General features: G+C 37.3%; 22 protein-coding genes and 1 pseudogene. 4 read left to right on the top strand and 19 right to left on the bottom strand.

The genetic code is table 11. The annotated features are described in order from the left end of the window. Nucleotides 1–111: 111 nt before the first annotated feature. The 7 genes and pseudogenes from D017_RS14085 to guaB all read right to left on the bottom strand — a co-directional run bounded on the left by D017_RS14085 (nucleotide 112) and on the right by guaB (nucleotide 7,576). Nucleotides 112–660, bottom strand: coding sequence for a DUF4252 domain-containing protein (locus tag D017_RS14085; protein WP_035337389.1), 549 nt, complete (start codon nucleotides 658–660; stop codon nucleotides 112–114). Between the two features lies 1 nt (nucleotide 661). Then, nucleotides 662–1,198, bottom strand: coding sequence for a DUF4252 domain-containing protein (locus tag D017_RS14090; protein ID WP_035337391.1), 537 nt, complete (start codon nucleotides 1,196–1,198; stop codon nucleotides 662–664). A 20-nt stretch (nucleotides 1,199–1,218) separates the two neighbouring features. After that, a complete protein-coding gene (locus D017_RS14095) occupies nucleotides 1,219–1,662 on the bottom strand; it encodes a hypothetical protein (RefSeq protein ID WP_035337393.1) in 444 nt (147 codons plus the stop codon). Next, on the bottom strand, nucleotides 1,649–2,158 hold the full coding sequence (locus D017_RS14100) for a sigma-70 family RNA polymerase sigma factor (protein ID WP_035337394.1): 510 nt from the start codon (nucleotides 2,156–2,158) through the stop codon (nucleotides 1,649–1,651). The genes D017_RS14095 and D017_RS14100 overlap by 14 nt, the downstream gene beginning before the upstream one ends. Nucleotides 2,159–2,345: 187 nt before the next feature. Then, on the bottom strand, nucleotides 2,346–4,232 hold the full coding sequence (gene yidC / locus D017_RS14105) for a membrane protein insertase YidC (protein WP_081804699.1): 1,887 nt from the start codon (nucleotides 4,230–4,232) through the stop codon (nucleotides 2,346–2,348). A gap of 82 nt (nucleotides 4,233–4,314) precedes the next feature. Then, a complete protein-coding gene (locus D017_RS14110) occupies nucleotides 4,315–5,949 on the bottom strand; it encodes a CTP synthase (protein WP_035337398.1) in 1,635 nt (544 codons plus the stop codon). Nucleotides 5,950–6,104: 155 nt separating this feature from the next. Beyond that, a pseudogene (gene guaB, locus D017_RS14115) lies at nucleotides 6,105–7,576 on the bottom strand (IMP dehydrogenase). Nucleotides 7,577–7,913: 337 nt separating this feature from the next. Between guaB and D017_RS14120 the strand changes: the two are divergent. After that, nucleotides 7,914–8,159: a hypothetical protein gene (locus D017_RS14120; RefSeq protein WP_035337403.1), complete on the top strand. Its 246-nt coding sequence runs from the start codon at nucleotides 7,914–7,916 to the stop codon at nucleotides 8,157–8,159. A gap of 73 nt (nucleotides 8,160–8,232) precedes the next feature. Here D017_RS14120 and D017_RS14125 read toward each other — a convergent pair whose 3' ends face one another. The 7 genes from D017_RS14125 to D017_RS14155 form a co-directional block, all read right to left on the bottom strand. Beyond that, the gene (locus D017_RS14125) at nucleotides 8,233–10,710 is read right to left on the bottom strand and encodes a TonB-dependent receptor (RefSeq protein ID WP_035337406.1); all 2,478 of its coding nucleotides are present in this window, start codon (nucleotides 10,708–10,710) and stop codon (nucleotides 8,233–8,235) included. Next, nucleotides 10,691–12,070 carry an HTTM domain-containing protein gene (locus tag D017_RS14130; RefSeq protein ID WP_035337410.1) on the bottom strand — a complete coding sequence of 460 codons (1,380 nt, stop codon included), beginning with the start codon at nucleotides 12,068–12,070 and terminating at the stop codon, nucleotides 10,691–10,693. Before D017_RS14130 ends, D017_RS14125 begins: the two co-directional genes overlap by 20 nt. Nucleotides 12,071–12,077: 7 nt before the next feature. Continuing rightward, entirely contained in the window at nucleotides 12,078–13,199 is a 1,122-nt protein-coding gene (locus D017_RS14135; protein WP_035337412.1) for an imelysin family protein, read from the bottom strand. Nucleotides 13,200–13,266: 67 nt separating this feature from the next. Continuing rightward, on the bottom strand, nucleotides 13,267–14,475 hold the full coding sequence (locus D017_RS14140; RefSeq protein WP_035337415.1) for a DUF4856 domain-containing protein: 1,209 nt from the start codon (nucleotides 14,473–14,475) through the stop codon (nucleotides 13,267–13,269). A gap of 128 nt (nucleotides 14,476–14,603) precedes the next feature. Then, nucleotides 14,604–15,071, bottom strand: a complete 468-nt coding sequence (locus tag D017_RS14145; protein ID WP_035337417.1) for a heme-binding domain-containing protein — start codon at nucleotides 15,069–15,071, stop codon at nucleotides 14,604–14,606. A gap of 181 nt (nucleotides 15,072–15,252) precedes the next feature. Next, entirely contained in the window at nucleotides 15,253–16,536 is a 1,284-nt protein-coding gene (locus D017_RS14150) for a DEAD/DEAH box helicase (RefSeq protein WP_035337420.1), read from the bottom strand. 136 nt (nucleotides 16,537–16,672) lie between these two features. Next, complete coding sequence (locus D017_RS14155; protein ID WP_035337422.1) at nucleotides 16,673–17,425, bottom strand: hypothetical protein; 753 nt, start codon at nucleotides 17,423–17,425, stop codon at nucleotides 16,673–16,675. Nucleotides 17,426–17,629: 204 nt separating this feature from the next. Between D017_RS14155 and D017_RS14160 the strand changes: the two genes are divergently transcribed. Beyond that, entirely contained in the window at nucleotides 17,630–18,190 is a 561-nt protein-coding gene (locus D017_RS14160; RefSeq protein WP_035337423.1) for an L-threonylcarbamoyladenylate synthase, read from the top strand. A 125-nt stretch (nucleotides 18,191–18,315) separates the two neighbouring features. Continuing rightward, nucleotides 18,316–19,731 carry an HD domain-containing protein gene (locus tag D017_RS14165; protein WP_035337426.1) on the top strand — a complete coding sequence of 472 codons (1,416 nt, stop codon included), beginning with the start codon at nucleotides 18,316–18,318 and terminating at the stop codon, nucleotides 19,729–19,731. Between the two features lie 78 nt (nucleotides 19,732–19,809). On the opposite strand, the gene D017_RS14170 is transcribed toward D017_RS14165, so the two are convergent. The 5 genes from D017_RS14170 to D017_RS14190 all read right to left on the bottom strand — a co-directional run bounded on the left by D017_RS14170 (nucleotide 19,810) and on the right by D017_RS14190 (nucleotide 24,151). Then, complete coding sequence (locus tag D017_RS14170) at nucleotides 19,810–20,064, bottom strand: CDGSH iron-sulfur domain-containing protein (RefSeq protein ID WP_035337429.1); 255 nt, start codon at nucleotides 20,062–20,064, stop codon at nucleotides 19,810–19,812. A gap of 45 nt (nucleotides 20,065–20,109) precedes the next feature. Next, nucleotides 20,110–20,901, bottom strand: a complete 792-nt coding sequence (gene bla / locus D017_RS14175) for a subclass B1 metallo-beta-lactamase (protein WP_081804700.1) — start codon at nucleotides 20,899–20,901, stop codon at nucleotides 20,110–20,112. A 7-nt stretch (nucleotides 20,902–20,908) separates the two neighbouring features. Further along, on the bottom strand, nucleotides 20,909–22,267 hold the full coding sequence (locus tag D017_RS14180; protein WP_035337431.1) for a DEAD/DEAH box helicase: 1,359 nt from the start codon (nucleotides 22,265–22,267) through the stop codon (nucleotides 20,909–20,911). A 139-nt stretch (nucleotides 22,268–22,406) separates the two neighbouring features. Beyond that, complete coding sequence (locus D017_RS14185; RefSeq protein WP_035337434.1) at nucleotides 22,407–23,249, bottom strand: ABC transporter permease; 843 nt, start codon at nucleotides 23,247–23,249, stop codon at nucleotides 22,407–22,409. A gap of 8 nt (nucleotides 23,250–23,257) precedes the next feature. After that, nucleotides 23,258–24,151 (bottom strand): ABC transporter ATP-binding protein, encoded by an 894-nt coding sequence (locus D017_RS14190; protein ID WP_035337437.1) that lies wholly within the window; start codon nucleotides 24,149–24,151, stop codon nucleotides 23,258–23,260. Nucleotides 24,152–24,247: 96 nt separating this feature from the next. Here D017_RS14190 and D017_RS14195 point away from each other — a divergent pair, with 96 nt between their 5' ends. Continuing rightward, nucleotides 24,248–25,318 carry a hypothetical protein gene (locus D017_RS14195; protein ID WP_035337439.1) on the top strand — a complete coding sequence of 357 codons (1,071 nt, stop codon included), beginning with the start codon at nucleotides 24,248–24,250 and terminating at the stop codon, nucleotides 25,316–25,318. Nucleotides 25,319–25,349 lie beyond the last annotated feature (31 nt).

Consider the following 25,349-nt stretch of genomic DNA (forward strand, 5'->3'; position numbering starts at 1 on the left):
TACACAGCGACCAATATGCTCCAAACAAAAAAAGAGCACCCCAAGGGATGCTCTTTATATATGGAAAGCCTATCGCCAAATAGGACTCATGCGTTCAACATTTTTTGATCATTACTGATTTTCAAAAACTTCCATAATACTGCCAAACTGAGATACGTCTATATCACTTTTGTTAAGTGACTCTGCCATGCGCATCATATCTCCTATATTCATGTCATTACCTAACAGACGAGCCAGAACGAATCCTTTATTCTCATCTGCACCAAAGAAAATTACTTCATCGATAGCCTCTTCTTCTCCTTTAAAATAAAGGCGCATTTGCCCCATATCTCCAGAAGCTTTCATAAGCTCTTCATAATCATCTGAGGTAAGGATATCTTTTACTTTATCACGCTCTATCTGCATGGCTGCAGTGTCTCCAGATTTTGTTTGATATGCCATAAGATTGATCTTACGCACGGTCTTAAAAACCTTTTGTTGCTCCTCTGTTAATGCCTCTACATTCTTACCCAGCAGGCTTGTAGGTACATCTACAAGAATGAAATCGCCATTCTCCTGATTGTCTACATAATACTCTTGTAAAGACTGCTTATTACTACAACTGGCTAGTGTAAGAACAGCTAGCACTGCAGTGATGGTTACTTTTATAAATGTGTTCATCTTACGATTTTTTTGCGTTACCTACTTCTTTAAGGGCATCACTACCTTTAAAGTCTAAATCTTGTGCAAGTTTTGAGATTTGCTTGAGATCAATGTTTCCTGTTACTTGAAAGAATACAGCACGTTTCTCACCTTCCATATCTCCGCTTAAGAACATTACAAATTCTTTTACATAATCTTCACTACTTCCTTCTTTGTAGTAGAATTTTACATTCTTACCATCGTCCTTTACTCTCATTAATTCTTGAAGATTGCTACTTGTAATATAGCTCTTCATAGTACCGCTCATCTGGTCCATTACTCCTGTATTTGCACTTGTGTACATCTTTACATTCTCAAGATTATCTACAAGGTTGATATACTTTTGCATTTCTGGGTCAGATGAGTTGAGATCTACTTTACTAAGCAGCTTGAACATCTTTTGATTCATTACAATAGATGTAACTCCTTTTACATCCTCGTATTTATCAAAAGGACTTTGTGCGTAACTTACTAAGGTTACTAGGGCAAATGTCACTAACATTATTGATTTTTTCATAATATTTTTAATTTGAATTTTTATTTAAACAAAGTGCTGGATGCCTTATCAAATTCTTGTACCACCTCCAGCTGTGTCGTACTTTGATTAATCATCTGGGACATCACCCCAAGTGCTTGTTTTGTTTTTAAGATGGCTAGTTCTTCATTCTCATAGTTAGTAGAAATACTAGCATCTACCTGAGCACTTTGCGTCCATAATACTAACCCTACAATAACTGCAGCTGCAGCACTAGCTGCAAATCTGTAAATAGATGTTGACCGTTGTTTTTGAGGTAGCACTATTGGTGCATCATATGTTTCCTTAGAAGCAACGCTAAATGCTGTAAACATGCTAGTATATTCTTCCAAGTGTGGCGCCACATGATCACTTGTAAAATAAGCTCTTAACTCCTGCTCTTCCTTAAGCGTAGTTGCTCCTTCAAAGTAACCATCTAGTAGCTTCTCTATATTATGAGATTCCATAGTTTCGTTTTTTAATCAATTCTTCTCTTAGTTTTTTGCGAGCTCTAGATAAAGCTACTCTTACAGCAGTTTCATTCATCTCGAGTATCACAGCAATCTCTGCGTTATCCATTTGCTCAACATCTCTCATTTGTACAATAAGTCGTTGCTGCTCTGGTAAATCTTCCATGAGTTTAAAAACCCAAGCTACCTCATCTGCAACCTCTATATGCTTACTCGTATTTCCTGAGTGATCTTCATAATTGTTATGAACGATTTTAAGATTATTGCTTCCTTTAGCCTTAAGCTTATCATAGCAATAATTTTTTGTCATCGTCATCGCAAATGCTTCAACACTTCGATATTTTTTTATGTCGGACCTCTTCGTCCATAAACGCAGTAGTACTTCCTGCGTAGCATCTTGAGCCTCATCGTCAGATACGAGTAACCGCTTTGCAACGCGGTACACTTTATCCTTAAAAGGAGTCACAAGTTTTATGAACGTATGTTGGTCCATCGATTAATTGGTTAGTTATAAGGAAGACGAAGCAGTATTACTTTTGTTACAATGGGGATAAGAATTTTTATTTCGCTTTCGCGAAAACGTGATACAAACACAAACAACTCTTCTATAAAAACAAGAAATCCCGTCTCAATAAAGACGGGATTTCTAAGTAATTATGAAGTAGTAATACTAAAGTGTATTATTTCTTTCCTTTTTGTTGTTGCTCTGCCTGCTCCATCATCTGTTGCATTTTCTTAGCAAATTTACCTTGCTTTTTCGGCTTAGCTTTCTTCACTTCAATTTTTGCTTTAATCTTTTCTTCATCGATAATGAAGTTTTTGATTACCAAAATAATACCAATCGTAAGAAGGTTTGATATGAAATAATATAAACTCAATCCACTTGCATATTGGTTAAAGAAAACAAGCATAAGTAGTGGAGAGAAATACATCATGTACTTCATCATCTTACTCATATCTGGCATTCCTTCTTGCGTAGGCTGTTGCATTTGCTGGTTACCTGTAGTTAATCTCATTGAGAAGAAAATAGTAACTGCTGCAAGTATTGGGAATAAACTCACGTGATCTCCATAAAAAGGAATCTCAAACGGAAGCTTTGCAATCTCATCATAGCTAGATAAATCATCTGCCCATAAGAAGCTCTTTCCTCTTAAATCAAACGCAGATGGGAAGAATGTAAATAGCGCATAAAACACAGGAATCTGTAATAACGCTGGCAAACAACCTGCAGCGGGACTTGCTCCTGCTTTACTGTATAGCGCCATTGTTTCCTGCTGCTTCTTCATCGCATTGTCCTTATGCTTCTCTGAAATTGCTGCAATTTCTGGTTTTAAGATTTTCATCTTAGCCTGAGAAGTGTACTGCTTGTACTGAACTGGTGACAATAATAACTTTATTGAAATAGTCATCACAATAATTGCGATTCCAGCTGGTAAGAATCCAGATAAAAATGCAAAAAACGGAATTACCAAGTACTTGTTTAAGAACCCAAAGATTCCCCATCCTAATGGCATTGCCTCATCTAGACCTTGATCATAAGACTTTAAGATTGTATAATCTGTAGGTCCATAATACATCTGCATGGCATAGTCTATCTCACCATTTTTTGCTTCTAGCAATAGGTCAGACTTATACTCTTTTGTAAATATAGTTTTCTCGTCTCTATCATCTGCTTCCTTATATAAATCTGTAGATGATAATCTTGCCTCTTTAAATGGAGTCTCAGAAATAAGCATTGAGCTAAAGAAGTGCTGGCGGTAATTCATCCATACAAGATCTTCTTCTATCTCATCGTCATCTCCTGCTGGAGATAACTTATCTGTCTTATCTTCTTCATACTTATAGGTAAGACGTGTATATCTATTTTCGTAAGACTGGCTACGTGCGTGACGCATTCCTTTAAAATCCCACTGCATGCGCATAGGGTTAGACGTATTTAGACGAGAAGAAAGCCCTTGAGACTTCATCCCAAAATCCATCATATAATCACCCTCTTTGAGCTCATAACGATACTCTAAGTATTCACTAGGAGACACCTTAAGCTTCATAGACAGAACATCATTCCCTCCATTTTTTGATAACGTAGGCTCAAAAAACAAGTCTTTAGTATTAAGATTACGATTATCTGCAGTGCTGAAACTTACATTAAATTGGCTATTACCATCTTTAATAAGATATACAGGAATAGAGTCAAAAGTACTGTGTTTAAGCAGCTTTACTTCTGTAATATAACCTCCTTTATTACTTACTTTAACCTCTAATACATCATTTGCAATCGTAGTGCTTGCTCCTTCCTTTGCAGATGGTAAGGACCCAGAGTAAGCAAAACTTCCAAGTTTGTTTTGCAATGCTATGTTACTCAAAGAGTCTGTCGCAATTGCAGGCGTAGTATCCATAACTGGCAAGGAAACAACATCCTCATCAGTTTCTTGAAGTTGTTCTGTTTGTGCTGCTTTTTGTGCTTCAATTTCTTCTGGAGTAGGCTTATTAAAATATATAATCCATACTAGAATCCCTCCCATAAGGAGCATTCCGATAAGAGAGTTTGTGTCGAAATTCTTTTTCATCAATTGTATTTAGGTAGTGTTTTTATTACGCTTTCGCGAAAGCGTGATTTTCTCAAAGCAATTCTGCTTCCATTATTGTACTTTATGACATAGTGACACGAGTACTATCTTGAGCATAACTTACCGCTGCTCTTACAAATGCCACAAATAATGGGTGTGGATTAGATACCGTACTCTTATATTCTGGGTGATACTGCACTCCCACAAACCATGGATGGTCCTCTATTTCTATAATTTCTACAAGTCCCGTGTCAGGATTTGTTCCTGTTATTTTCATACCAGCTTTTTCTAGCTGCTCACGGTATGCATCATTAAATTCATATCTATGACGGTGACGCTCCATAATAACTTCTTCTTTATAAACATCACTTACAATACTACCTCCTTCAAGTTTACAAGCCCAAGCTCCTAAACGCATCGTTCCACCCATTTCTGTGATGTTCTTTTGCTCATCCATTAAGCCTATAACTGGATGCGGAGTGTTTGCATCCATCTCTGTAGAATTTGCTTTTGCTAGATTACATACGTTTCTACCATATTCTATCACTGCCATTTGCATCCCGAGACAAATTCCTAAAAATGGAATTTTATGCTCTCTAGCATACTGTACCGCCTTGATCTTACCCTCAATACCGCGTTCTCCAAAACCTGGCGCAACAAGAACACCATCTAGTTTTGCTATTTTATTTTTGATTACATCTGGAGTAATGTGCTCACTATGGATACTCTCTATATTTACCTTTACTTCATTTTCTGCTCCTGCATGTATGAAAGCCTCAAGTATAGATTTGTAAGAATCTTGTAATTCTACATACTTTCCTATTAGCCCAATAGTAACTGTAGACTTTGGGTTTTTATGTTTTGCAAGAAACTCATTCCATCCAGTAAGTTCTGGTTGTGTAGTATCAGAAAGATCTAATTTTTTAAGTGAAATTACATCTAAACCTTCCTCTAACATAAGATTAGGTACATCATAAATTGTACTTGCGTCTCTAGATTCTATAACTGCCTCTTGCTCTACATTACAAAAACGAGCTAGTTTTGACTTGAGCTCATATCCTAATTCGTGCTCCGTACGACATACTAAGATGTCTGCCATAATCCCACTTTCCATAAGCGTTTTTACACTGTGTTGCGTAGGCTTAGTTTTAAGTTCTCCTGCAGCTGCCAGGAAAGGAATAAGTGTTAAGTGAATAACTAGTGAATTCTGCTTTCCTAGTTCCCACTTAAGTTGTCTTATACTTTCTATATACGGCAGTGATTCAATATCACCCACGGTACCTCCTATTTCTGTAATAACGATATCATAATCACCGCTTTTACCTAAAATCTGGATACGCTCCTTGATTTCATTTGTTATGTGTGGAATTACCTGAACCGTTTTACCTAAAAACTCTCCACGGCGTTCCTTGTCTATTACGCTCTGGTAAATACGTCCTGTTGTAACATTATTTGCCTGCGAAGTAGGAACGTTAAGAAAACGCTCATAATGACCTAAGTCAAGATCTGTCTCAGCACCATCATCTGTTACATAACACTCACCGTGCTCGTAAGGATTTAAAGTACCTGGATCAATATTTATATAAGGATCTAATTTTTGGATAGTAACTCTGTAGCCTCTGGCTTGAAGTAATTTAGCTAGCGATGCTGCGATGATACCTTTACCTAGAGAAGAAGAAACTCCGCCCGTTACGAAGATGTATTTTGTAGATGCCATTGAAGGATTTTCTGTAGTTCGTTTACGGGGTGTAAAAGTACAAGATTTTAAGAGACTTTAAGACACTTGACCCGTTTATTTAATCAAAACAAAAGGCAATCCTAAGCTGGATTGCCTTTTATAATTTAAGTTATGCTTTTTAGAATGCAGCCTACTTATCTAGAGTAATTAGGTGCTTCTTTTGTAATAGTTACATCATGAGGATGGCTTTCATTAATACCACTTGCTGTGATTTTTACAAACTGGCCATTTTCCTTTAATGCTTCTATACTTCCAGCTCCACAATATCCCATTCCTGCTCTAAGACCACCTACAAACTGATGGATACTTTCATTAAGCTCTCCTTTGTAAGGAACGCGACCTACAATCCCTTCTGGAACAAGTTTTTTAATATCATCCTCTACATCCTGGAAGTAACGATCTTTAGATCCTTGCTTCATAGCTTCTACAGAACCCATACCACGATAAGACTTAAATTTACGCCCTTCATAAATGATAGTCTCTCCTGGAGATTCTTTAGTTCCTGCAAGTAATGACCCTAGCATCACACAATCTGCTCCTGCAGCAATTGCTTTAGGGATATCACCCGTGTAACGTATTCCACCATCTGCAATTACTGGAACTCCTGTTCCTTTAATTGCTGCTGCACATTCAAGTACTGCACTAAACTGCGGAAAACCAACACCTGCTACTACACGTGTAGTACATATAGATCCTGGCCCTATACCTACTTTTACTGCATCAGCCCCTGCTTCTACTAAGTACTTTGCAGCAGCTCCAGTTGCAATGTTTCCTACAACACAATCTAGTGTAGGGTATTCTTTCTTTACAGATTTCAACACTTCTACCACACCCTTTGTATGACCGTGAGCAGTATCTATAACAATTGCATCTACTCCCGCTTTTACTAAAGCTCCTGCACCTCAACAGCATCTCCAGTTACACCTATTGCAGCTGCAACTCGCAGTCTACCATAGATGTCCTTATTTGCATTAGGCTTTAAAGTAAGTTTTGTGATGTCTCTAAAAGTGATGAGACCTATAAGTGTATTACTATCTGTAACTACAGGTAGCTTTTCAATTTTATGATTTTGAAGAATTTCTTCTGCTTGTTGTAGTGATGTCCCTTCGGCAGCAGTTACTAGGTTTTCTGAAGTCATTACCTCACTTACCGGACGATCATTGTTTTTCTCAAAACGTAAATCTCTGTTAGTTACGATACCTATCAATTTTCCGGCATCGTCAACAATAGGAATACCTCCAATGCTGTGCTCCTTCATGGCTGCTTTTGCATCGCCTACATTTGATTCAAGAGGTAATGTAACTGGATCGATGATCATTCCGCTTTCGGCTCGCTTTACTTTGCGCACTTTAATAGCTTGCTCCTCAATCGTCATATTTTTATGCAACACGCCTATTCCACCTTCTTGCGCTATAGCAATTGCCATACGGCTTTCTGTTACTGTATCCATTGCCGCAGAGACAATAGGCACATTAAGTGTGATGTTTCGGGTAAATTTTGATTGTATACTAACCTCTCTTGGAAGTACTTCAGAAAAAGCTGGTACTAAAAGTACGTCATCGTATGTAAGTCCTTCTCCTAAGATTTTATTCTCGTGTGCAGTCATCGCAATTATTGTTTTAAGAAGTGAGAGTGGATTATTACGCTTTCGCGAAAGCGAATAAACGATAAATCCACGCTAACAATTAATTGCGTGTAAAGATACATTTTATTCCGCAATATGTAAGGAAATCAACTGCAATCTAATAATTACTAACCTACATTCTTTAAACTACAGTCGCTTAACCTAATTTGCTATTATAATTATCTAGAAACTACGCCAAGTATAGAACAACTATTCTTACTCAATCTAAATACAAACAGACTGATTAACAATTAATTATAATCTTTATGCTTTATTAATACTTAACTTTAAAGGAGAAATAAATTAAAAAGATAAAATTATGGCTATCAAACTCGCACACAACTGCTCAAATTGTAACCAACTAAAAGATGGTAATTTTTGCAAAAAGCATGAAGTACACGTAGGTGCTCAATACACCTGTGATAGCTTTGATATGAAAGCTGCTTTAAAAGACGATCGCAATTGCGTTACTTGCACTCGCTATCATGAAAGTGATTGCGCAAACCCTACACAAGCTGCTCCCGGAATGCTCTGCGCTTCTTGGGCTCCACAAGGCAATGCGTAACACAACATCACCATATAACAAAGCCATCTCATAAACTTATGAGATGGCTTTGTTATGGAGTAAAACTCAACTTCTATAACTTAATCTGAAGTGTCGTATAGAAGGTAACTGGCTCTGCAGGTATAATTCCTGGGCCAGGATATCCTGTAGCACGTCTTGTGAAGTAAGATTCATCTAGTACATTATTTACTCCAGCCTCTAGCTTGAAACGCTTCCAAGTATAGGCTGCCGAAATATCTAGTACTCCGTATGAAGGGATTGTTCCAACAATTCCTGATAAATTGCTTTGGCCAGCTTGAGGTGCTGGATTATTATTTGCGTCTGTAAATTGTTCAGATAATAATGTGTACTGTATGCTCGTAGATAGGTTTTTGTACCCAAAATTGATTCCCGTTTTAAAATTGAATCTAGGTATAAACTCCACAGAATTATCTTTAATATCCGGTTCTACTACGGTAGTACTGCCCGGAATATTAAATGCGTTTCCACTTAGGTATTCAGAATTTGTCAAGGCCAAATTTGCAAATACTTTCAGTCGATAGTCATCCCTTTGACTAAAAAAAGCTTCCTTTAAGTTCCAATCTACAAAACTTTCTAACCCATAAATAAATGCGTCACCAATGTTACCTCTACGTCGCTTTATACTTCCATCAGTGCTCACAAAAGTCAAAAATCCTAAACGATCATCATATCGCAAACCAAAAACACTTATATCATAAGACAGCTTATTATCAAAATTGCCTCTTACTCCCAAATCTACCGTATACCCTTCCTCGTCTTTTATATTGGGGTCGACCGATGCATTTGGATCAACCACTCGAATATCATTAAAAGTAACGGAACGATAATTCTGGCTAAAGTTTCCATACAATTCAACTGCTGAAGATAGATCATACGTTACACCTGCACCTAATAGTAAAAAATCACGGTCAAAAACTCTATTATCTGCTACATCTTCATTTAGAAGTACATTACCTGCTAAGTCAACCACCACATTATTAAAAGAACCTTCACTTTCTGTTTTGATTTGCTCATACCTAAAACCTGGAGTTATAGAAAGCCTGTCTGTCACATTAAAAATGTTTTCCCCAAAAATAGCTAGGTTTCTATTAGGAAAATCAAATTCAGCTTGACGTTCATAATTAGGAAACTGCTCTGTAGCAAAACTAAAATCTGCATCGTCTGCTGTAGTTCCAGGCCCTTGCTGCTGACTGTTACTTGCATCGTAATACTTACTTCCTATTAAGAAAACAGCATCCTTCTCTCCTATCTTATATCTCGTAAGCAAGCGCGCCTCCGCACCCCAGTTTGTAAAGTTATCCACAAGAAGTTCTCTAGGTTCTTCAAGATCATCTGGCTGTGACACTCTATTCGTTCTAAAACCTACAGCACTACGTTGTGCATCTAGACCAAACACATTTAAACTAAAATCTGTTTTCTCACTAAAGGCGTGATCAAGGCGTAAAGAGTATACTTTCCAGTCTACATCAAACCAGTTACGATCACGGTTACTAAAGCTAGGGTCTTCTATAAATTGAGCATCTGTGAGACCTCCGGCTTGTTTTGCTAAATAATTAAACAAAGTCAATTCTCCAGTTATTTTAGTGTTCTCACTAAGCTGGTATGCAGCGTGTGCAAGGTAATTACGGCTGTTAAACTGAGAGTTAGGTCTCCAGCCATCTCCTTCTTTGTAATTAAAATAAGTGTAATAACTGAACTTCCCCACTGTACCGCTTAAACTATTAAAAGAAGTAAGCAACCCATAAGAACCTGCAGTCTGTCTCGATATTAATTCAATCTTCTTGTCTTTTACTGGCTCTTTAAATTTAAAATTTATCAATCCGCCAAACTGTGTCCCGTATTGTAAAGATGCAGCACCACGTACAACTTGAATTTCTTTAAGAGCCTCTGCCGGTGGCGTATAATAACTTTCTGGATATCCAAGAACGTCTGCACTTATATCATAGTTATTCTGTCTAATATTAAAGTTGGCAGAGCGGTTAGGGTCTAGACCACGGCCACCTATATTGAGTTGCAATCCAGCATCTCCGTTTTCATAAATATTAAGTCCTACCACTTGACTATAAATCTGTCTAGGTGCATTTGCTGCTAGGTTTGCCGTAAGTTGATCTACAAGTACTACTTCACTCTTTTTACCAGCATAAATTGCTGTTCCCTCTACTTTTTTAAGTGAGCGAAGTGCAAAAATCTTCTCACGACGGCTTGTAAGCACCACCTCAGAAAGTGACTCTCCAAGCTCTTGAAGGCTATAATTTTTAGTGATATTACTGGTAATAGAAACCTGGTCTTCTATAAGCTCGTAAGCAAAACCAAAAACAACTACAGCGTAGTTTCCAGATGGCACATTATCAAATGTAAACGCACCAGAAGCATTTGTAGTAACCACCATATTTGCCTGGCGCACATATACCTCAACCTCTGGAATACCAGCACCAGTGGCGTCTCTTACTTTACCTGAAAATGTAAATTGTGCACTCATAGAAAGCGCACATAAAATCAATAATAACGTACTATAAACCTTTAATTTCATCTGTAAATGGTATAATCCAATTTTTATGAGCAAATGAATCTTCTATTTGCGCGAGATCCACTTTAGGATCAACATAAGCGGTACTTAACCTTCCATTGAGAGCAACATAAGACTCAACGTAGACTTCTACCTCTTGATGACCTTGCCCCTCAAAATGGTCGCGAAGATAGTGAGCATATTCTAAAATAAAGTCTGGTTGGAAGCTCATTTGCTTTTCTTGCAGTGGCGTTAAGAAATCTGTATTATCTACATAAAATCGCTTTCCGCTTACGCCGTCTACTATTTTAAATTGTGCATAGCCAGATTTTTCCATAAGCATCACTCTCCATGAAAATCTGTAACCTTCTTCTGTCCAAAATAACTCCCCAGGATACGCGAGGTTACGCCATGGCAAGAGCAGTTGTATAGTAAAAAACACTGCTACTATGACTACAGAAGTCCTTGCTAGATTAGAATTTTTAGGTACATAGCGCTGTTTAGTTTGTAATAACTGTTGTGGGTATTTTACCGCTTTCGCGAAAGCGTAAATAATCTTTTTATGAAAACCTGCATCAAAGAAAATCAACGCACTCACTATCATCACATACGGAAACATCCCGATAGGAAATAGTACTCGGGTGAGCACATGGAAGATAATTACCATGATAAATGCAAAAGTTCTAGACTTACGCCAGAGCAGAAAAAATGGAATAAATAAGTCATATCCCGCTCCAAACCAGCTAAAAACATATTGCACCCATTCCTCTCCCAGCAAGTTTCCTATAAATGGAATATCAAACTTAGAGGGTAACCAGATTTTAAGCGGCATAGCCTTAATGAGCCAGTCGCTATTAAGTTTTGCTAGGCCAGCATACACATACACTATCCCCAGAAGTAGTTTTATACTATCTATAGTCCAACGAGGCACAAACTGTATAGGTGTTATGGTACGCTTTCGCGAAAGCTGTAACGCATCAATCGAAAAATAAGAACCTGCAGGTATAAAAATCATCAGGAAACTAAGCATACTGATGAAGTAGTAGTGATTGAGATACATGGTTTTATCCATGAGCTCTATGTAAGTAAAGCTTAAAAAGAAGACAATGATTGCCAAACGGTATTTATAACCTAGGGTAATCATGATCGTACTTAACGCACATATCGCAAATAATAAGTAGGTATAATTCCCAAAAGGACGCACCCACTCAAAACCATAAAATGTAAAATGAAAGGATGGCGCAATATAGAATTTTTCAATCCATCCGTAACTCCAGAATCTGATGAGACTGGCTAGCATGAGCAGCCCAAAAGACACACGAAAGACCGCTAGTGGTGCGGCCTCTCTTTGTGTATTTAAATATCTTTTGACTTGCTGTATCATCTAAGATTTAATCTCCGTCTGCATCTGCAAAGTCAATACTAATACTCATCGCGCTTACCATATCTACTTTGAGAAGTGGTACAAGACGCTGTACTTCATTATAAGACTCTAAGAATGTTGTAGGCGGATTTTGAGAAAGTTCGCTTTCAAAACTACCTAAAGCCGTTACAGAAGCACGAGCAACATCAAACTGATTATTAATAATCGAACTTAGAAATATATCACCTTCTATAGCGTTAAGCTCATCCAGGTATGATGATAAGCTTTCGCCTTGAGCGCTCGTGTTATAAGCTATTCCATTAAAGAAGTCTTGAGTTGCATCTAGACCTACTAAGAATAAATCTTTAGAAAGGTTGCCTGCATACAGTGCTTCTATATTTCCTACCTCTACGTTACCAGAAAATACGCCTCCAGGAATCCCCATTTTTCCTGCTCTTAGGTGCTTTTCAAAGTAAAAGATATAATCATTTACAAAACGATCTGTAGATGCCGTCGCCGAAGCTCCATCATTTTCTACAAAAGCAGCTCTGTAAGAACCTTGCCACTCGCTTAATACTGATGATGTAAGTTGCTTCATATCTGCAACTACATCGATTAAATACTGCTTATAATCTGCGCCTTCTGCTCCATTATAAACAGCAAGAATTGCAGCGTCGTCTGCTCCAAGACCGTATAATAAATAATCGATTGCGGGAAAACCTTTGGCAGAACGGTTAGATGAAAGTCCAAAATCATAAGAGCCATTATCAATATTACTTTCTATAGTAGTAACATTTGCTGGGTAAATATTTACGTTAAGACGTAGGTTTACCGTTTCGGCTGGGCCTATTTCAAACATAGAAACTCGTTGCCATGTTGTGTAAGCGTCTAACCATGCGGCACGCACTGCTGTAAGATCACTAGCATCTGCAGTAAATGCTGCTGTTGCGCTTTCTAGCGCATTTACCTTTGCATTAAAGTCTACATAACCTGGCACAATAATATTATCTGCCCAATTAGTAAGCATCGCACTACGATCAAAGTTACTTGTGTTTTCTGTCCCACTATCGTCTGTTGTAATGGTTGTATCATCACTACCACATGCATAAAAGAACAAAGCAATTGCTATAATTCCAAAAATCTTTTTCATAGTTAATTCTTCTTTTTACCCCCAAAAGGGAGCCAATGGGCTCCCTGTTAATAGGTGTTATCTCTTGTTAACTTCCTGCCTGCTCTAGTGTGAAGTCAAAACGATCTGAAATTGTAGTTGAAATCAAATCAAGTGTTTCAGGTGTAACTTCCCAAAGTCCGTTACCAGCTGTAAGTTGGCTCACAATTCCTTGCACTTCTTCTCTAGATAAGTATGGTGCATCTGTATCAGGGTTACGTGTAAATTGTAAACTATATACAAATCCAAAACCTTCAGATAAATCATGAAATGCAGTTCCAAAGTTATCTTGCTCTACTGCATTTTTACCTTGTTGTAAGTAGTAAACCGCACGCACTCCAATAACTTCAGATATTTTTGTTCTTAAGATTTCTGCTTGCTCATCTCTCAATTCGTAGTCCTTTGCAACGATTGCTGCACGACCTAGTTTAAAAGCATCAAAAACATCTTGAGCGATACCTGCAAAGTCTTCATCACCTTCCACACGACCTAAGTATCTGTTTAAGAAGAAATCATCTGTACCTATTGTAGCATTTGCATTTGCTGGGTCTGCACTGTTACCAAAGAGGTATCCAAAAGCCTCGTCCCACTTGTGCTCCATATCTGTATAAGCTTTACCCTCTACAAGTATATCTGCATCATTATCTGCTACATTAGTACCCGCATCTAGTACGTTTGTACCTAGGTAATTGTTAAGCATTTGATCTACCATCAAAGCACCTATAAGACTCTTTGCTACTACTTGGTTATATTCAAAACCATTTGCTGCTACATAGCGAGTACTTTCTCCATCTGCTATTTGACCCGCAACACCTATAGAGGCTTGTGTATTTTGAGCTGGAAACACTTCATTTACTTGAGTTGTAAAGTGTGACTCTATATATGCTTTAATTTCGGCAGAGGCTGCTGCATTTGTAGAAAAATAATCTGTAGAAGCAGCTACTTTGCTTTTTACACTCTTATCAGACGCATTTAAATCTGCATCCTCAAAAGGGTTGTTCTCATTTGCAAACATATCTGTTAATGATGCTACTGAAGCATTATCAAAATCACTCATCTCGCTCACAATTTCTTGTGCCATCGCGATACGTGTTGTTTGGCCTGAGAAGCTCACAGTGCTTTCTCCATTTCTTTCAAAAGAATAAGTTGCTGGTGCAACTACTTCAATTTCTTGATCGATTACTGGGCTATCGTCATCTTCACATGATGTAAAGGCGATTGTCGTAATTGCTAATGCTATTGGTAAGAAGTTTTTCATTTTTATTTAGACTTAATATAAATAGTGAATTTGTTTACGACGGCAAAAATAATAGTCATTTCTTGTTCTCGCAAGCTTATTTAGAATAAATAAGAATAAGAATGTGTTAAAATTGATTTTTGCTTGTCCTACTCAACCACCATCTTGCTCTGTAACTGGGATCGAGTGGCTTTTGCCCAATTTTCTAAAAGCTCTTTTTCTTCTTCAGAGAGGTCTCCATGAAGCAACGTATATGACTTCAATGGCATTTCTCCCTCTTCTACTTCTTCTATAAGCTCATCTAGTTTATGGTCTTTTTTCTTAAGCGAGTAGTTATTCCACTCTTCCACATCAAAATGTCTTTTTCCATCTTTAATATGATCATTAACCCAGAAAGATAATGGTGCTATATCTGCATACCAAGGATATGTAGTTACACCACTATGACAATCATAACAATTGTTTCTAAATATTGCTTTAACCTCTGCTGGCATGTTAGTCTCTGCCTCAAAAGCATCGATAGCAAGGTAATTACCCTCCTGCTTGTCAGGTCTGATAAATTGGATAACCACAAGGACTATAAGTGCAAGAATCAAAAAGTAGCGAAGTATTTTCATAATATATATAAGTATTGAGCTCGCGAAAATAATAAGCAATTGAAAAACAAACAACCTTATATTTAATTATTCTAAATAAGTTTAAGGATAATAAAGTTTTCTTAACATACGCTTTCGCGAAAGCATAAAAAAACCCTCTATCCATATAGATAAAGGGTTTGATAATAACAAAAGACAACGATTAACGTCTTCTTGAATTTTTTGTTCTACTATCAGAATTTTTGTTTCCTCCAGTATTTTTGCCTCGTCCTCCACCATTACGTGAGTTACGACGGCCTTGCTGATGCCTGGCTTTATTTTCGGCAGCTTGTTTTTTAATTTGTGCAAGCGTGTCTGTTGGCTGGAAACCTTCTAGAACTTCGCTATGTAGTTTTTCTCCCAATAGTTTTTCTATACCTTTTACATAGTCTACCTCATCTACTCCTACTAGTGAGATTGCTTGTCCACTTGCTCCTGCTCTACCTGTACGACCTATGCGGTGTACGTAATCTTCTGGTACATTAGGCAGCTCATAGTTAATTACATAAGGTAATAATGGAATATCAAGACCACGTGCAGCAATATCTGTCGCTACAAGTACACGTACTTTACCGCTTTTAAAACCTGCGAGTGCTTTTACTCTTGCGTTTTGCGTTTTATTACCATGTATCGCAGCAGATGAGATTCCTGTTTTATCTAATTTTTGAGATAGTCTATTTGCACCGTGTTTTGTTCTTGTAAACACAAGTACTTGATCCCAATTTCCCTCTTTTATGAACTTTATAAGCATTTCTGTCTTACGAGACTTATCTACTCTATAGGTTTTTTGATCTACTTTTTCGGCAGTTGTATTTTCTGGTGTCGCTTCTACTAGTACAGGATTTGTAAGGATGCTACTTGCAAATTTCTTGATATCTGTATTAAAGGTTGCACTAAAAAGAAGATTCTGCCTTTTGGCAGGAACCATTTTCAACACTTTCTTAATATCGTGTATAAAGCCCATATCTAGCATACGGTCTGCTTCGTCAAGTACTAAGAACTCCACATCAGAAAGACTTAGTAGACCTTGATTTTGTAAATCTAATAACCTACCTGGAGTGGCAACTAGAATATCTACCCCTTGACGCAAAGTACGTACTTGTGGATTCTGGTTTACTCCTCCAAAGATTACCATAGATTTAATATCTACATACTTACTGTACTCTAATACATTTTCTTGTATTTGTGCAGCAAGTTCTCTTGTAGGTGTAAGCACAAGTGCTCTTATCTTGCGGCGTCCTTGTTTTGGGTTACTTATAAGCCTATGAATCATAGGCAATGTGAATCCTGCAGTTTTTCCTGTTCCTGTTTGTGCACTAGCAAGGACATCTTTGCCTTTTAGTACTTCCGGAATTGCTTTTTGTTGAATAGGTGACGGCGTTGTATAGCCTTTTTCGCTCACAGCTTTGAGCAGGGCATCAGAGAGCCCTAAAGATTTAAATGACATATAAAGGTTTTGTTAAATGACCTAAATGTAGCCACTTCTTTAAAGGCACGAAGGTAGTGCTTATTTAATTACTTACTTCACTATTAGCAAAGTCTTGTGACTACATGAATTTTCTTTACCGCTCCACACAGAAATACTACTTCCAGAATTTCAATCTCTTTTTGAGTCGTTTCTTTTTGTAGAATGCTTCTTGAAATTTTTGTACTCCTGCAAGCATCGCATCATATACATTTTTTTCATTTTCACCACTTACTAAAGCATAAGCTCTAGCCATCACCGCAATATCCTCCGGACGTGGAGACAAACGTGCAAAATTATTCATGCGCGTATGAAAGTCCATAGGGCCAAATTTCATTCTATTAAGGTCTACCAAGTAAAAATCGTATCCTTTTTCTGTAATAACAATGAGTGTATTACCTAGAGAATGATCAAGAAAGTGAATTCCCTTTTCATGTAAATTATACGTAAATCTTGCAAAAGCGCTCAGTATATCTTTATTTCCTAGGTAAGGAGATGCCTCACATAGTTCTCTATAGGTAAGATCATAATTAAGATGATTACTCACATAATAACTATGTCCAAACAACAATCCCTCTTCTTCAAAATAAGCAATAGGCTCTGGTGTAAGTATTCCTTTTTCTAAAAGTTTATGAGCATACTCAAAAGATCTCGCTGCTTTTGAGCCGCGCACATATTTGTAAGCTATTCTATTGACAAGATTAGGAACCTTAAAAGACTTCACATTAATGACTTTCCCTCCTACTTCAAAAAGTTTTAGAGAATTGCGATTACGCTCATCAAACTTCTTTCCCGAAGTATCAAAATCTGTGATACACTGCGTGATTGCTTCTGTATCACCCTTAAAATTTTTAGAGAAAACTATATTCACAGATATGAGTTCGTTAAGATGGTAATTAATACCGTTCCCTTAGAAATCCATAAGAATTTGCTCTTATGATTAACCTAACTAGTGGCAAAGCATTAATACATTATATCTCGCAAATATATAAAATTGCAATCCTTCCCTTTACAAAGTGCCGCAGAGTATACTAATAAAAAAAGAATAGGTTATTTTTGCATTTAAACTTATTTGATGAAACAAGAACACGACGCAGCACTAGCCGTTTTAAAAAGAGGTGGCCTTATTCTTTACCCTACTGACACTGTATGGGGAATAGGTTGTGATGCTACAAACCCAGATGCCGTAGATAAAGTTTATGCACTTAAAAAGCGCGCAGAGAGTAAATCTCTTATCTGTCTTGTAAGTGATTTTAAAATGCTTAACCAGTATGTCGAAAATATTCCTGAAGTGGCATATGACATACTTAAATATGCTGCAAAACCTACTACCATCATTTATGACGACCCTATACGCGTAGCAACTAATGTGATTGCACCAGATAACAGCACTGCATTTAGAGTATGTCGCAATCAGTTTTGTAACTTTTTACTTAAAAAGTTTAGAAAACCTATTGTTTCTACAAGCGCAAATGTGTCTGGAAAACCTACTCCACAAAGTTTCAGTGAGATTTCTCAAGAAATTATAGATGGTGTAGATTATGTTGTGAATCTAGATCGCAATCGCACTTCAACAAAACCTAGCGCAATTATAAAACTTACAGAAGACGGTAAAGTAACCATCATAAGAGATTAAACTATGTAGCACCTACTTTTAATCAAGTCGTTGCTATCTCTCAATTTATAAAAATACGCTTGGTATTATCTCGCTTTCGCGAAAATGTACCAAAAAACACCTTTACCTCTATTTAAATTCTAGCAATGAATCTAAAGAATGCACTCTCCCTTCCTATCTTTAATACCATTTCTAATGCTGCCGATGCACTTGAACTAGAAACCTACGTTATAGGTGGATTTGTGCGTGATTACCTTTTAAAACGTAATAAAGAAGTTAAAGATATTGATGTAGTCGCTGTAGGTAGTGGGATTACTCTTGCTCGCAAAGTATCACAAATTTTACCGAAAAAGCCAAAAGTACAAGTTTTTAAAACTTACGGTACAGCCATGTTACGTTCTGGTAATATGGATATAGAGTTTGTAGGAGCTCGTAAAGAATCGTATGCTGCCGATAGTCGGAATCCTATCGTAGAGAATGGTACACTAGAAGATGACCAAAATCGTCGTGACTTTACTATCAATGCACTTGCCATTAAACTTAATGATAACGGTTATGGCGATGTAATTGACCCCTTTGATGGAATAAGCGATCTTGAGCGTAAGATTATAAGAACACCTCTAGATCCAGATATTACTTATAGTGATGATCCCCTACGTATGATGCGTGCAATACGCTTTGCATCACAATTAGACTTTATGATTGAGCGCACGTCGCTAGAATCCATAACTAAAAATGCAGAGCGCATTAAGATTATCACAAATGAGCGCATTGTAGATGAGCTTCATAAAATAATGTTGAGCCCTACTCCTTCTAAAGGTTTCTTACTACTAGAAAAAACAGGGCTACTTCCATACATCTTACCAGAGCTTATGGCGTTAAAAGGTATAGATGAGATAGAGGGACAAAAACATAAAGATAATTTTTACCACACGCTAGAAGTAGTAGATAATATCTCAGAACATACTGATGACCTCTGGCTACGCTGGGCTGCTTTATTACATGACATAGGTAAGGCACCAACAAAGAAGTTTTCAAAAAAAGTAGGCTGGACCTTTCACGGGCACGAGTTTGTAGGTTCAAAAATGGTCTACAAATTATTTAAACGCCTCAAGATGCCATTAAATGACAAAATGAAATTTGTTCAGAAAATGGTACTTATGAGCTCGCGACCTATTGTTATCTCAGAAGATCATGTCACAGATAGCGCCGTACGAAGACTTATTTTTGATGCAGGAGATCACATTGAAGATCTCATGACTTTATGTGAGGCAGACATTACGACTAAGAATCCAAAACGTTTTAAAAGGTATCACAATAATTTTAAAGTGGTACGCGAAAAAATGAAAGAGGTTGAAGAACGCGACCACATACGTAACTTTCAGCCGCCAGTATCTGGAGAAGAAATCATGGAAGCTTTTAACATTAAACCCAGCCGTGAGATCGGAATACTTAAAGAGGCTATTAAAGAAGCTATTTTAGAAGGTGAAATACCTAATGAAAAAGAAGCCGCCATTGCTTTTATGATGAAAAAAGCAAAAGACATTAAACTCATTAAATAGAGAAGGTCTTCATTTTAATAAAAAACCCTTAGCATATCTGTGAAATGCTAAGGGTTTTTTAGTGATAGCTAGTTAAGCTTATCCTATCTCACACGTCTTGTGACTACCATCACAGTATGGAGGATTCTTTGTCATCTTACAATTACATAAATAAGCAGTTCCTGTTTTTTGCGCTTCAAAACGTAAACTAGGTGTACTTTCTGCCGCTTTATGTCCTCCATCGCAAAAAGGTTGCTTCTCAGAGTGTCCACACGTACACCATGAATATTTCTTTCCTTCTTCTAGCTCTACGGCTATTGGTGCAATACCCGCTACTTTTTTATTGTCTTCCATAATTTATTTGATAATCACCTATAAAGATGGTGTTGATTTATAGTGTTAATTTGTTACTGCTGCCATAGTTTCAGCAGTGGTCTTTTCTTCTAGATTATTTTTTTTAAACATGTTGATTGTATAATCTAGTAACTCCTTGTTCCCTCTACCTCCATGTCCTGGGATTACCAGTAGTACTTTTGGATAATGGTTTTGTAGTGTAGTTACCGTATTTGACCATTCATCAAGGTTTGCATCTTCTAGATTTCCTTTTGTTCCATCTAATGGCTTGATCATACAACCTCCTAATAAAATATCTGATGCTTGTATGTATGCAATGGAGTTATCATCACTATGAGCAGGACCAAGATATTCCAAAATGATAAAGTTTTTGGCTATCTGTATGCTGTCTTTTTGTAAAAATGAATTGCTCACTGCAACGGAATCTTGAGCTAGTAATGCCGCTGTTTTGGCAGAAGCGTAGGTGGGGATTTTTGCTTTCGCGAAAGCGTTAATACCACCAGCTCCATCCATATGCGAGTGACTTACTTGCACCCCTTTTATAGTTGCCTTTAAGTCTTCTTGTACAAATGCGATAAGCTGCTCAGAAAGAGTATCATTTATAGGTGTGTCAAAAATAAATGCCTCACCTTCTTGAACGCGTATATAACCGTTACAAGGAATATAACCTCCATGTTGATCTTGTAGAAAAGAAACATGAATGTAATCTTGCTCAGATAATTTTATGATTTCCAGAGATCTTACGTATGGCTGTGGATCATACTTACTATTATCAAAACAGGAGTTTAATAGTAGTACGGCTAGACAGATCCCTAACATCTGTAGTAGTCGACGCATTGTTCTATTATTTACGTTTATTTCTTTTGTTGTAGTTCTTGTCTCCCCTAGTCTTAGGTTTCTTGTATTTTTTTGCTATTTCTCTTCGATAAGAACCGCCTAGGTTAACCTTTGAATTCTTCTCACTTTTCTCGTGAAAAGCAGGTCCAGGAGCATCATCGTCATTTTTATTCCATCGATGCGGATTAAAAATCTCTTTTGCCTCTGGGCGCTCCTCAGGTGTAAGTTCTTTTGAGATTTGCACATCTTCAGGAAGGTCTTTTATAGCAACCTTTACTCCCATTAGTGCTTCTATCTCAGCTAGATACTCATCTTCTTCTGGAGTGCTTAACACAATAGAAACTCCTTCTTTTTGCGCACGCCCTGTACGACCTATCCTGTGCAGGTAATTTTCAGGAAAGCGAGGAGTATTGATATTAATTACGTGTGTAATATCATCTATGTCAAGACCACGCGCCATGACATCTGTAGCAACCATCATACGTACCTTACCTGCCGAGAAGGCCTTGATACTATTGATACGGTAATTTTGAGTTTTATTTGAGTGTATAAGATCTACCTGCCCCGGGAATGCTTCTTCTAGTTTTAAGTACAGCCTATCTGCCATGCGTTTATCTCGCACAAATAATAAGGCTTTAGGATACCTTTTTGAAAAAGCAAGCTCTTCTAGTAAGAAGTTAACCTTCGTATAGAAGTTAGGCATTTTATAACCTATCTGCGTGATATTTTCTAACGGAGTACCACTTTTTGCAACTTTAATGTACTGTGGTTTATTAAAGTAATCCTTTATTAAAGCATCTACATCTTCTGTCATTGTTGCACTAAACATGATATGCTGGCGACGCTTAGGTAAAATATCAAAAATATTCATGAGCTGTGGTCTAAAACCTAAGTCTAGCATCACATCTACCTCATCAATCACCACCTTCTGGATACTCTTGAGTTGCAGTACCCTGCTCACTGCAAGATCATATAACCTTCCTGGAGTAGCAATAACAATATCTTGCCCTTGAGCAATAAGTGCTTTTTGAGTATTAATATTTGCACCTCCATATACACCAGCCACACGCACATCAATGTACTTTGTAAGCTTTTCTAGTTCACTCACCACTTGCAGCACTAATTCTCGTGTAGGGACAAGGATAAGCACACGCGGATTCTCTTGGCGAGAATATGGTAGTGTTCTAAGTATAGGAAGTAAGTACGCGTAGGTTTTACCCGTACCAGTTTGTGCAATCCCAACCACATCTCCACCAGACATTACTGGAGCGAGTGCATCCACTTGTATAGGAGTAGGTTGAGTGAATCCCATATCGTCTAGGGCATTCCACAAAAATTTATCGAGATTGAGGTCTTTAAAAGTCATAGCTATAAACGCGAAAATACCTCTTTTTTAAAGATTGACAGTACTTTAGCGCCTACATTATGTATAGCTTGTATATAAAAAAAGCACTCACGATGATGTGAGCGCTTTGATGTATGTACGCTTTCGCGAAAGCGAGATCTTATAAATCCCTCTTTTTAAGTAAAGCAAGACTCGCATAGATAAATATGAATATCCATACAGATACAATGGCAATCTCGTGGAAATATACCGTGTAATCTGAAAGCACATCTGCCTGAATTTGATTTGCTGCAGATTGTACTACATTTAATCTAGTAATAGGCTCTTCTATCAAGTTGCTCATAGATTCTAGCGGCAAAAACTGTGTTACACTGCTGCGTAAGCCTTCCATGTCATACTTCTCTTGAAAGAATAAGCACACTAATTGTACTACACCTTCAAAGAAATACCACATAAGTAGAAAACCTAATGCAAAAGCCGAACGCTTTATAAGTATCCCTAAAAAGAGACAAAACGAAAAGAATGCAACTAGCTTGATAAAAAATGCCAGTAAGTACTCCATATCAGAAAAAACGATAGATGCTTCTGTAAAGTCTGAAAATGCAAAGCCTAAAATAAGACTCATTACTGCTACAAATATGGTAGACACTGCCGAAAACACAACAACTGTAAGAAACTTAGAGAGTATAAACTCCTTCTTGCTTAATCCATCAATAAGGTTTTGCTTTAGTGTTCTATTGCTATACTCATTTGCCGTCATGGATACAATCACCACGGCAAGAAAGAATTTAAGTATTGCCGCAATATAGGTGTTAAAATGCCAGATGTACGGGAAGTTAAATATACCCTGATCTGCAAGGCGGAATTCGGCTCCAAAAAGATTAAATTTTATAGAGGCAAGCAATGCTATTGCCGATAGTAAAATAAAGTAGCCTATGATGAGTACTCGCGACGTTTTACTGTGCTTGAGTTTATGATATTCTATGGTAAGTAGTCGTAACATCTGGTTGGTTAGTTTTTAGTTAATTCAAGGAATTGCTCTTCAAGGCTTTCTTTACGTTTCACTAGGTGCGTAAGTACTATCCCTTGCTGGTGTAGTTGGGTATTTAACGTTTTCGCGTCAAGCGGATTTGTTAAGAACCCCGTGAGGAGATCATCTTTAATACTCACTTCTCCAAAGTCTGAATGACTCTCTAAATAGGTTTTTAGCAATGTAAGATCGTCTGAGCGTAGCTCAAAGAACCCATGACTTGCATTCATAGCATCTACACGACCAGCATAAAGTTTTACTCCTTTACGTAAGATTACAACATGCGTACATACTTTTTCAACCTCGTCTAGTAAGTGAGAAGCTAAGAGAATGGTAGTTCCACCTGCTGCGATGTTTTTTATAATCTCTCTTATCTGGTGTATTCCTTGAGGATCTAAACCATTAGTAGGTTCGTCTAGAATTAAAATCTCAGGATCATTGAGTAATGCAGAAGCAATAGCTAGACGCTGTTTCATCCCAAGGGAATACGTACTGAACTTGCTGTGCATGCGATCTAGTAGACCTACAACAGTAAGCTTTTCTTGTATTTTATCTGGTGAGACATCTTTAATCTTACAAACTAAAGCAAGATTTTGTGCTGCGGTCATGTATGGGTAAAAATTAGGACGCTCTATAATTGCTCCTACTTTCTTTAAGGCATTGTGTGTAGTATCTGTCCCGTCAAACCAGTGAAAGGTTCCTGCTGTGGGGTTTACCACATTAAGCACCATTCCTAAGGTAGTAGATTTACCACTTCCGTTAGGTCCTAGAATTCCGTACACGTTTCCTTTTTCTATCGTAAACGAGAGATCATTTACCGCCTTCACATGGCCGTAATGCTTCGTGAGATTGTTAATCGTTAAAATAGTTTCCAATATCTTGGTTGTTTTTTGATTGCTAGTGTTTACAAGACGTCTGTCTCCAGTATTTGTTACAAGCCTTTAGTATCTTTACTAAAAAGCATACACCCCATGGAGAAAAAGTTAATGTCAAAGAAGAAACCTTCCTTCCCTGTAAATGAGAAGCTCTTAGCTTATCTAGATAATTATGGAAGGACTACAAAGGTTTCTATTTCTTATGAAGATCTTTTACGCTTTTCTGGTGGTATTACGGTTTATGACAAGGAAGATAATGACACGCTATGGATACGCGTGTACTACCCCGAGTTTGAACAAAATGAAATTGAATACAATCTCAAAAGTATATATACCCAACTACACTCTGATGGTAATGAAAACATCTTCGACTACTTAAAGATAGCCGGCATAGACTACTGTACATTTGGAAACTCTAAGCCTTTTCGCATCAAAGTTTTAAATGTGTACAATAATAACTACGTATACTTTTATGTAAAACAAGCAGACGCGAGTAGAATTTATGGACTAGAACTAGAGCACATACTTTCTCCTAACAGAATAAATTTTTTAGTTTATAAAAATACGCTCATTGAAGAGCATATTGCTGGTATTCCTGGTGACGAATTTATCAATGAACACCTTAAAGATTGTGATGACTTAGGACTTGCCCAAATAGCCAAAGAATTTGTAAAGTTTAATGAGCGCTGTATGATTACCTTATTAGGCGATATGAGAGCTTATAATTATGTGATTATACCAACCCATGATTTTGACTTAGTTCGCTATAAAATACGGGCTATAGATTTTGACCAGCAGTGTTATGAAGGTAACTTTAAAGTGTACCAACCTGCAATTTTTAAAGAAAATATAAAACTTGTTAGGCTTGTTGCAAAACGCTTAGATAATAGATCTATAGAGCAATATCGCAATGAGGAGAGAGCACTACTAGCAAAGCGTATTATTAATGGTAAAAAACGTCTCACTAGATTGCTTAGGGTAATGGCAACAGATAATATCTCACCACGCGACCATGTAAAACAATTGCGAGCAGATATTTACGACTTCACAAATGATATGAAATTTAGACGTGCAGCAAATATGGGAGCTATACTGAGAGCGGCCCTAGAATTTGTAAAACGTAACTACGAAGACATTAGTTTAAAGAGACTTATAAAAGAAATCTAACCACTAGTAACTAGTGCATAAAAAAAAGCGT

It is taken from the genome of Dokdonia sp. PRO95 (assembly GCF_000355805.1).
Classification (GTDB): domain Bacteria; phylum Bacteroidota; class Bacteroidia; order Flavobacteriales; family Flavobacteriaceae; genus Dokdonia.

What these genes read in the sequence shown, in the direction of transcription:
- D017_RS14085 (WP_035337389.1), bottom strand. Translation starts at nt 660, where the DNA reads ATGAACACATTTATAAAAGTAACCATCACTGCAGTGCTAGCTGTTCTT.
- D017_RS14090 (WP_035337391.1), bottom strand. Translation starts at nt 1,198, where the DNA reads ATGAAAAAATCAATAATGTTAGTGACATTTGCCCTAGTAACCTTAGTA.
- D017_RS14095 (WP_035337393.1), bottom strand. Translation starts at nt 1,662, where the DNA reads ATGGAATCTCATAATATAGAGAAGCTACTAGATGGTTACTTTGAAGGA.
- D017_RS14100 (WP_035337394.1), bottom strand. Translation starts at nt 2,158, where the DNA reads ATGGACCAACATACGTTCATAAAACTTGTGACTCCTTTTAAGGATAAA.
- yidC (WP_081804699.1), bottom strand. Translation starts at nt 4,232, where the DNA reads ATGAAAAAGAATTTCGACACAAACTCTCTTATCGGAATGCTCCTTATG.
- D017_RS14110 (WP_035337398.1), bottom strand. Translation starts at nt 5,949, where the DNA reads ATGGCATCTACAAAATACATCTTCGTAACGGGCGGAGTTTCTTCTTCT.
- D017_RS14120 (WP_035337403.1), top strand. Translation starts at nt 7,914, where the DNA reads ATGGCTATCAAACTCGCACACAACTGCTCAAATTGTAACCAACTAAAA.
- D017_RS14125 (WP_035337406.1), bottom strand. Translation starts at nt 10,710, where the DNA reads ATGAAATTAAAGGTTTATAGTACGTTATTATTGATTTTATGTGCGCTT.
- D017_RS14130 (WP_035337410.1), bottom strand. Translation starts at nt 12,070, where the DNA reads ATGATACAGCAAGTCAAAAGATATTTAAATACACAAAGAGAGGCCGCA.
- D017_RS14135 (WP_035337412.1), bottom strand. Translation starts at nt 13,199, where the DNA reads ATGAAAAAGATTTTTGGAATTATAGCAATTGCTTTGTTCTTTTATGCA.
- D017_RS14140 (WP_035337415.1), bottom strand. Translation starts at nt 14,475, where the DNA reads ATGAAAAACTTCTTACCAATAGCATTAGCAATTACGACAATCGCCTTT.
- D017_RS14145 (WP_035337417.1), bottom strand. Translation starts at nt 15,071, where the DNA reads ATGAAAATACTTCGCTACTTTTTGATTCTTGCACTTATAGTCCTTGTG.
- D017_RS14150 (WP_035337420.1), bottom strand. Translation starts at nt 16,536, where the DNA reads ATGTCATTTAAATCTTTAGGGCTCTCTGATGCCCTGCTCAAAGCTGTG.
- D017_RS14160 (WP_035337423.1), top strand. Translation starts at nt 17,630, where the DNA reads ATGAAACAAGAACACGACGCAGCACTAGCCGTTTTAAAAAGAGGTGGC.
- D017_RS14165 (WP_035337426.1), top strand. Translation starts at nt 18,316, where the DNA reads ATGAATCTAAAGAATGCACTCTCCCTTCCTATCTTTAATACCATTTCT.
- D017_RS14170 (WP_035337429.1), bottom strand. Translation starts at nt 20,064, where the DNA reads ATGGAAGACAATAAAAAAGTAGCGGGTATTGCACCAATAGCCGTAGAG.
- bla (WP_081804700.1), bottom strand. Translation starts at nt 20,901, where the DNA reads ATGCGTCGACTACTACAGATGTTAGGGATCTGTCTAGCCGTACTACTA.
- D017_RS14180 (WP_035337431.1), bottom strand. Translation starts at nt 22,267, where the DNA reads ATGACTTTTAAAGACCTCAATCTCGATAAATTTTTGTGGAATGCCCTA.
- D017_RS14185 (WP_035337434.1), bottom strand. Translation starts at nt 23,249, where the DNA reads ATGTTACGACTACTTACCATAGAATATCATAAACTCAAGCACAGTAAA.
- D017_RS14195 (WP_035337439.1), top strand. Translation starts at nt 24,248, where the DNA reads ATGGAGAAAAAGTTAATGTCAAAGAAGAAACCTTCCTTCCCTGTAAAT.